Annotated in this window: 9 protein-coding genes; 5 read left to right on the top strand and 4 right to left on the bottom strand. The window is 56.8% G+C overall.

Annotated features, from left to right (window positions below):
- Positions 1 to 314 precede the first annotated feature (314 nt).
- Positions 315 to 548, top strand: coding sequence for a hypothetical protein (locus WCO56_28085; GenBank protein MEI7733463.1), 234 nt, complete (start codon positions 315 to 317; stop codon positions 546 to 548).
- Positions 545 to 1,915 (top strand): tRNA uridine-5-carboxymethylaminomethyl(34) synthesis GTPase MnmE, encoded by a 1,371-nt coding sequence (mnmE, locus tag WCO56_28080; protein MEI7733462.1) that lies wholly within the window; start codon positions 545 to 547, stop codon positions 1,913 to 1,915. Before WCO56_28085 ends, mnmE begins: the two co-directional genes overlap by 4 nt.
- 22 nt (positions 1,916 to 1,937) lie before the next feature.
- Here mnmE and WCO56_28075 read toward each other — a convergent pair whose 3' ends face one another.
- Positions 1,938 to 2,654, bottom strand: coding sequence for a hypothetical protein (locus tag WCO56_28075; GenBank protein ID MEI7733461.1), 717 nt, complete (start codon positions 2,652 to 2,654; stop codon positions 1,938 to 1,940).
- A gap of 67 nt (positions 2,655 to 2,721) precedes the next feature.
- Between WCO56_28075 and WCO56_28070 the strand changes: the two genes are divergently transcribed.
- The gene (locus WCO56_28070) at positions 2,722 to 3,273 is read left to right on the top strand and encodes a DUF192 domain-containing protein (protein MEI7733460.1); all 552 of its coding nucleotides are present in this window, start codon (positions 2,722 to 2,724) and stop codon (positions 3,271 to 3,273) included.
- 26 nt (positions 3,274 to 3,299) lie between these two features.
- On the opposite strand, the gene WCO56_28065 is transcribed toward WCO56_28070, so the two are convergent.
- Positions 3,300 to 3,662 carry a YkgJ family cysteine cluster protein gene (locus WCO56_28065; protein MEI7733459.1) on the bottom strand — a complete coding sequence of 121 codons (363 nt, stop codon included), beginning with the start codon at positions 3,660 to 3,662 and terminating at the stop codon, positions 3,300 to 3,302.
- A gap of 65 nt (positions 3,663 to 3,727) precedes the next feature.
- Here WCO56_28065 and WCO56_28060 point away from each other — a divergent pair, with 65 nt between their 5' ends.
- Both WCO56_28060 and WCO56_28055 read left to right on the top strand, forming a co-directional pair.
- Positions 3,728 to 4,363: a hypothetical protein gene (locus tag WCO56_28060; protein MEI7733458.1), complete on the top strand. Its 636-nt coding sequence runs from the start codon at positions 3,728 to 3,730 to the stop codon at positions 4,361 to 4,363.
- A gap of 51 nt (positions 4,364 to 4,414) precedes the next feature.
- Positions 4,415 to 5,023: a Spy/CpxP family protein refolding chaperone gene (locus WCO56_28055; protein ID MEI7733457.1), complete on the top strand. Its 609-nt coding sequence runs from the start codon at positions 4,415 to 4,417 to the stop codon at positions 5,021 to 5,023.
- 66 nt (positions 5,024 to 5,089) lie between these two features.
- Here the strand turns inward: WCO56_28055 and gluQRS are convergent, their stop codons facing one another.
- Together gluQRS and WCO56_28045 are read right to left on the bottom strand one after the other, a co-directional pair.
- On the bottom strand, positions 5,090 to 5,944 hold the full coding sequence (gene gluQRS, locus WCO56_28050; protein ID MEI7733456.1) for a tRNA glutamyl-Q(34) synthetase GluQRS: 855 nt from the start codon (positions 5,942 to 5,944) through the stop codon (positions 5,090 to 5,092).
- 18 nt (positions 5,945 to 5,962) lie between these two features.
- Positions 5,963 to 6,832 carry an SDR family oxidoreductase gene (locus WCO56_28045; protein MEI7733455.1) on the bottom strand — a complete coding sequence of 290 codons (870 nt, stop codon included), beginning with the start codon at positions 6,830 to 6,832 and terminating at the stop codon, positions 5,963 to 5,965.
- Positions 6,833 to 7,016: the final 184 nt, after the last annotated feature.

Raw genomic sequence — 7,016 nt, 5'->3', positions numbered from 1 at the left:
TTGAACTCTGGACGAAGTACCTGGCCAAAACCTCCAACGCAGAGCCCCGGCCACCCTTGCCAAAGCATAACAGCGAAGCCGGTATTCGCCCCGAAACCTTCGCCTACATCGAGGAAAAACTCAAACTCATGTGATCATGCCGTCTTCCGCCTCCCGCGCCCAATGGTCGCTGAGTTGCGATGGGTTTTATGTATCATTTCGGCGTGCAGTTTCTGCGGGATCCCTGAGGAAATCGGAGGGACGGGTCATATCACATTTGCTGTTCCGCATAATCCGCTTGGTCGGCGGCACGATTTGCGCTATCCGTAGTGGCGGTGACCGAATTAGAAAAAGCCATTTTAGACGCCTTGGTTGAAATCGAGAAAACCGAGCAGCAGATGCGGGCGGCCCAACAGGAAGCGGACCTGCTGCCGCTCCTGGCGTGCATTGACGCGGTCAGCGCCAAATTGCCACCGACCACCCACCCTGCCCTGCTCAAGCACCTGGCGAAACGCGATTATTCCCAGGCCCGCGCCTGGCTGAAGAAACAACGAAGGCATCAGCCATGACCGAGGATACCATTGCCGCCATTGCCACCCCGCTCGGAGAAGGCGGGCTGGCCGTGATTCGCCTTTCCGGTCCGCACTCGTTGGTCATCGCTGACCACTGTTTTAAACCGGGCAAAACCACGGCGCCCAAACCCTCGCGGGCGGACTCTCATACGCTGCATTACGGTTGGGTGATGCGGAACGGACTCCCGGTGGATGAGGTGTTGCTGGCCGTCATGCGGGCGCCGCGAACCTTCACCCGCGAGGATGTCGTGGAAATTTCCTGCCACGGTGGCTTATTGGTGGCCAAGCTGGTACTGGATACGGTGCTGGAATCCGGCGCGCGCCTGGCACACCCCGGTGAATTTACCCGCCGCGCCTTCCTCAATGGCCGGCTGGATCTGGCCCAGGCCGAAGCGGTGACGGATTTAATTCATTCGCGCACCGAACTGGCTTTGGTGGCGGCCAACGAACAGTTGGCGGGAAAACTATCGCAACGCATCGACACCCTGCGCGATACCCTGCTGGGCATCCTGGCCCACGTGGAAGCGCATATTGATTTTCCCGAGGAGGATATTGCCCCGGATACCCGCGCTCAGTTGCTGAAGAAGCTGGCGGACAGCGTGACCTTCATGGATCAATTGTTGAGCACCGCCAATGAGGGGCGCATTCTGCGCCGGGGCATTCGCGCCGCCATTGTGGGCCGCCCCAATGTGGGCAAGTCTTCCCTCCTTAACCAGTTGTTGGGCCATGATCGCGCCATGGTTTCGCCCATCCCCGGCACCACGCGCGATACCATCGAAGAAACGGCCAATATCCGCGGGATTCCAGTGGTGTTCGTGGACACCGCCGGACTCCGGGACTCCCAAGACCCCCTCGAAACCGAAGGCATGCGCCGGAGTCGTGTCACCGTGGAGCGTGCCGATTTGATTTTGCTATTGGTGGACCAGTCTGAACCCCTAACGCCGGACGACGAGGCTTTCCTCGCGGAATTCCGCAAGGGCAAATGCCTGCTCGTGCTGAACAAAACCGATTTGCCGGGCAAACTGCACCTGCCCGAGTTGCCGGGCATTACCAGCGTCAACGTCAGCAGTCTGACTGGGTACGGCCTGGAAGCGCTGAAAGATGCCATCAAAAACATGGTCTGGGCGGGTGAAATCAAGACGGGCATGTTTGAGGTGATGATTAACGCCCGGCATCAGGACGCTTTAAAGCGCGCACGCGCGTCCGTGATTCAGACCCTGGCCGCACTGCAAGACAGCCTGACCCTGGAATTGGCCGCGCTGGATTTGCGCATCGCCGTCAATGCCGTGGGTGAAATCGTCGGCAAAACCACCACCGAAGACCTCCTGGATTCCATTTTCAACCAGTTCTGTATCGGCAAATAACGGAAACCACGGTGCGTGACACTCAGGCGGGCGGGGTGGATTTGGCAAAACGCGGACGCAGATCGCGCAATTTATCTTCCACCGAAAGCGCCACCGACATGCTGAGATAAATCATGGACCCCACGGCTTGCATGTTGGCATCCTTCACACTGGCCGCATCCAAACGGCCCTTGAAACAGCGATTGACGGATTGCAATTCCGCATACAACTTCGCCAACCCCGCCAGGTCCCAGTCCGGTTTGAGGTTGTCCCGATACATAAAGTATTGTTGCAACAAATACGCGGACACGGCGCGGTATAAGGTTTCCTGGGTGGTGGCAAATGGCAGATGAAAATACGCCATGCCTTTTAATCCCGATAAAATGGGGCAGGAACTGGTGGCCATCACCAATCCCAGCAACGCGCGCAACCCGGTTTGCACATCGCACTGCTTCAGATACGTCCGATCCGGCGTGGTAACCTCCACGGTCACCTGCTCATACGACAACAGGTGCTTGAATTTGTCGGCGATTCGCTCGACATCCACCGCCGCCGGGCAATACATTTGCTGGGAAGGATTCAGCGGGCAATTCTCGCACTGCTTAAAGCCGAGCACCGTCCAAAATGCGGGTTCCTTGGGTGCAACCGGCACTGCGCTGCCCCGGTCCACATCCACTTCGAACCGAAAGACCGTGCCATCGTCCATTTTGAAGGTGTATTCGATCATGGTGGTAGAGACCTTCCACGAGAATTTGTGCATATTCAATCCTGAATATGATGAATAATATGGGATTGATAAACCGCCAGGCTGGGCATAAGGTGGCTTCGTGAATTGGCGTTGGCGGACATTTGTGTGGGTAGCGTGCCTTTGGCTGGCAATCGGATGCGATTCTTCCGATCGGGCCAAAACGCCATCCCCTGCCCCAACCAATGCCGAACCGCGCGTGACCGCCTTCGGGTATCTGGATCGGGCACAGCCCAAACTGACCACTCTGAGGGTCTGGCTAGGCCCCCAGGAATTGACCACCGAATTGGCGCTCACGGATGTCCAACGCATGACCGGCATGATGTACCGCACCAACATGACCGATCAGGAAGCCATGCTGTTTGTTTTTAACTACCCCTCTCAACAGGCCTTTTACATGCGGAATACCAAAGTCCCCCTTTCGGCGGCCTATGTGGATTCCGAAGGGGTAATCCGGGAAATCGTGGACTTGCATCCACTCAATGAGACTGCGGTGCCTTCTGTTTCGGATCAGATTCAATACGTGCTGGAGGTGCCACAAGGTTGGTTCAAACGGAAAAACATTGGGGCCGGCACAATTATCCGTACCGAACGCGGCACTTTAGCCCAGACGTTTTTCACGCCTCGTAGATAGTTGCGGGCCAAACTGCGGTCACCCCACTATTCCCCTTTCCGCACCACTCTTGCCCGGCATACCTGCTCGAATCCGGGAAAATTCCAGCGATTGGGAAAATCCCGGCACTGTTGCGGTTTAACGGCTTCGATCACGCATTCCTGGCCGTTGAGATACACACATTCCCCGTTCTCCTTTTCCAGCAGCGCCAGCCCCTTGCGATCCGCCTGCAGCCGGGTGTGGTTTTGAATAAACTCATCTTCAGACACTCCAAAAAATGACGCCAACCGGGCAATCTCCGCCCCGGTAATCTTCACCTGGCCTGGCCATTGGCAACAGGCGGTGCATCGCTGGCATTCATAAGCATCCGGCATGGCTGAAAAGGTAAACGATCCAGCGATCCACGTCATTCATTTCTTTGTAACCAGCCGGAACGCCAAAACGTCTGTGAAGTTGAATGCAGATGTGGGATAACATGATGACGTTACAGCGAACCGCCCAAGGCCTGACTTTGATTTTGGCCTCGGGAATGTTGCTACCCATATACGGGGCCGATGAAACCACCAACGGCACCCAAACGAACCGGACGGAAATCCGCGAGAAATTTCGCCATCTCACCCCCGAAGAACGTGAGATTAAACTCAAGGAAATGCACGAGAAGCACGGCAATAAAACGGCGGAAACGGAAAAACGGAAAGAGGAACTGAAAAACCTGCCCCCAGCCGAGCGCGAGGCTAAGCTCAAGGAGTTTCGGGAAAAGCACGGCGGCCCAGCGGGAAACCCCCTCTTGGAAAAATTGCGCGAGGAACTGAAGAATCTCCCCCCCGAACAGCGCGAGGCCAAACTGAAAGAATTCAAGGAACAGCACCCGGAGCTGGCCTCGGGACTGGAAAAGAAACATCAGGATTGGCAAAAGCTCCCCCCGGAAGAACGCGCCGCCAAAGCCAAAGAGTATCGTGCCAAAATGGATACGGTGTTGGAAAAATTACGCCAAAAGAAAGCGGCAGGGACGCTTAGTGACGAACAGGCCAAGCGCTTGGAACGCATGGAGGAAATGCGCAAAAAGATTGAGCAGTCGCAGGATAAGCCGCCCGGTCCCCCACCCCGCTAAAACAACGATTGCCCGTAGCACTATCATCAGAACTATCATCGCTGCAAAATTATGATGCAAAAACAAATATTCACCCTCAAACACAGCCTTTCGGGATTACTGATGGCTGCCGTGTTCACCGGTTCATGGCTCAACGCCGCCGACGCGGGTAACGACCCCGCCCCGCCGATCAGGGAAAAACCCATCGGGGCCGCTGCCGGAGCTGCTGGTGTCCGGCGCGACGCCATGCCCGGAATGATGGCACGCCCGGAGCTGACTGATGACCAAAAGGCGATTGTGAAGAAATCCATGGAGGCGAATCGCGAGAAAATGCAAGGGTTCCAGGAACAACGCGAAAAAATCACCAAAGAACTCAAGGACCTGGTCATGGCGGACAAGTTTGACGAGGCGGCGGTCCAGGAAAAAGTGGATGCCTTGAGCAAACTGCAAAGCGATCAGATGATGATGGGCTTGAAGCTGTTTGCAGAACTGGCCCCAACGCTCACCCCGGAACAAAAAGAGCGTCTGCAAAATGCGCCACCCCAGGCCCTGTCAATGATCCTCATGGGCGGCGGATTTCAACGCCTGGGCGCAGGCGGCGGCTTTGGTGGTCAGGGTGCAGGCGGTCGTCGAGATGGGCAAACCACCCGTCCGGGTTGGGAAGCCCCAGCCCCCCGTTAATTTTCCTCCATCGTTGTTTTGTTTATAACCTTGCAGCCGGCGGATTATCCGCCGCCTGTTTTATTTTCAACTACCGGTTGGCGGGAACGAGCGCCTGATATTTTCAGGCGACTCCCCACGTTGACGCAAGGTCCGCAGGCTCAGGGCATCATGCCGCTTGGCCAGCCGGTTCCCCTGCGCGTCCAGGACCAGCGGGCAATGATAAAACGCCGGGGGCTCCCATCCCAAAGCATGATAAATCAGTAATTGTCGCGCCGTGGATAACAAAAGGTCCGCGCCGCGCACCACCTCCGTGATGGCCATCTCATGATCATCCACCACTACCGCCAATTGGTAACTGGGCAGCCCGTCACTTCGCCAGACGACAAAATCGCCAAAGTCTTTCCCGGCAACAAAGGATTGCGCGCGATAGTGGCCATCCACAAAACCAACGGTCGCGCCATCGGGCACTTGAAACCGCCAGTTGATGCGTCCACCAGGTTTGAGATTCCCATCGCCCCTCCTGCCGGGCCGGCAAGTGCCGGGGTAAGGCGGTTCCTCCTGACCGATATGCGGCGCCTGCAACGCCTGTTGCACATCTTTACGCGTACAGGAACAAGGGTAAATCGCGCCCTTTGCTTTGAGTTGCTCGAAGACGATTCGATAACCTGGCAATCGTTGGCTTTGCTGGTACGGCCCATACGCCCCGCCGCAATCCGGTCCTTCCTGCCAATCAAAGCCGAACCAGCGCAAATCCTCGATCATGGCGGTCGCAAACTCCGCCCGGGCGCGCGAACCATCCAAATCTTCATCCCGCAACACCAAAACTCCGTGATGCGCCCGCGCCCGTTCCTGGGCCAGCCAGAAAGTCTGCACGTGGCCCTGATGCAAATACCCCGTGGGCGATGGCGCCAGTCTGCCGCGATAGGTACCCGGAGGCATATTCCCTAAAAATCCATTTTATTCCCGGTCACCGCCAGCCAAGGCCTGCTGGCGCGCCCAGTTTTGGCGCAACCAATCTTCCAGCCCCGGCAACTGGATGTTCAACGCCCGCTCCAATTTGGCGCAATTCAGCGATGTATCCGCCGCGCGGGCTGGCCCCTTCCAATCCGCCAGCGAACTCGGACGCATCGGCGAGGGCAACGGTGCCCGAAATTCCGCCAGCAATCCCCCCATCTCCACCCGAGACATGCGTCTGCCACCCGCCAGGTGGTAACATCCCGTCAAACCGCGCCGCAAAATTTCCAGGACCGTCTGTGCGGTCACCTCGACGGGAATCGGGCACCGGAACTCATCCACAAACAAGTCCAGCGTCTCACCCCGTTGCCACATCTGCGCCCATTCCTCGTTAAACGAGCGTTGCCCATTGTCTGAAAAGCCAAAGTTCAACGACGTCCGCACCACCGTATGGCGCAGATTGGCCAATACAATTTTCTCGGCCAGCACCTTGGTGGCGGAATAGATGCACAACGGGTCCACCGTATCTTCCTCCGCATAGTGACCTTTTCTCCCGTTAAACACCAGATCGGTGGAGAAGAAGATGAACGGAATTGAGGCGGCCAGACCGGCAAGCGTTTCCGTGACATGCACGTTGAGCAATTGCGCCAATTCAGGCTGTTGGCGGCAGGCGCCGGTTTTACTCAGCGCCGCACAGTGAATGATGGCGTCCGGACGCTCTTGCCGGAACAACGCGGCCACCGCGCTATCATCCGCCAAATCCACCTCGGCACGCGTAAGACCGCGCAACTGAAAATCAACCGCTGACACTTGCTGGCGGAGAATCTCCCCGCCAATCAAGCCATTGGCACCGGTAACCCAGATATGTTTCATATTCAAAACCGATCCTGATTTCAGTGCCCATTTCTAACCTCGTCTCAAACCCGCGTCAACCAAGGAAAGTGCAAAAAAACGATTCCAACGGGTGTGCAATGGGATAGAAAGTCAAGAAAAGTACTCCCAAATCGGACATGGGTCGAGTAGGACTGAGGCGCACGCAACCTTGCGGTCCATGTTT

This window comes from Verrucomicrobiota bacterium, assembly GCA_037139415.1.
GTDB lineage: Bacteria > Verrucomicrobiota > Verrucomicrobiia > Limisphaerales > Fontisphaeraceae > JBAXGN01.
This window is presented reverse-complemented; position numbering and strand designations above follow the sequence as displayed.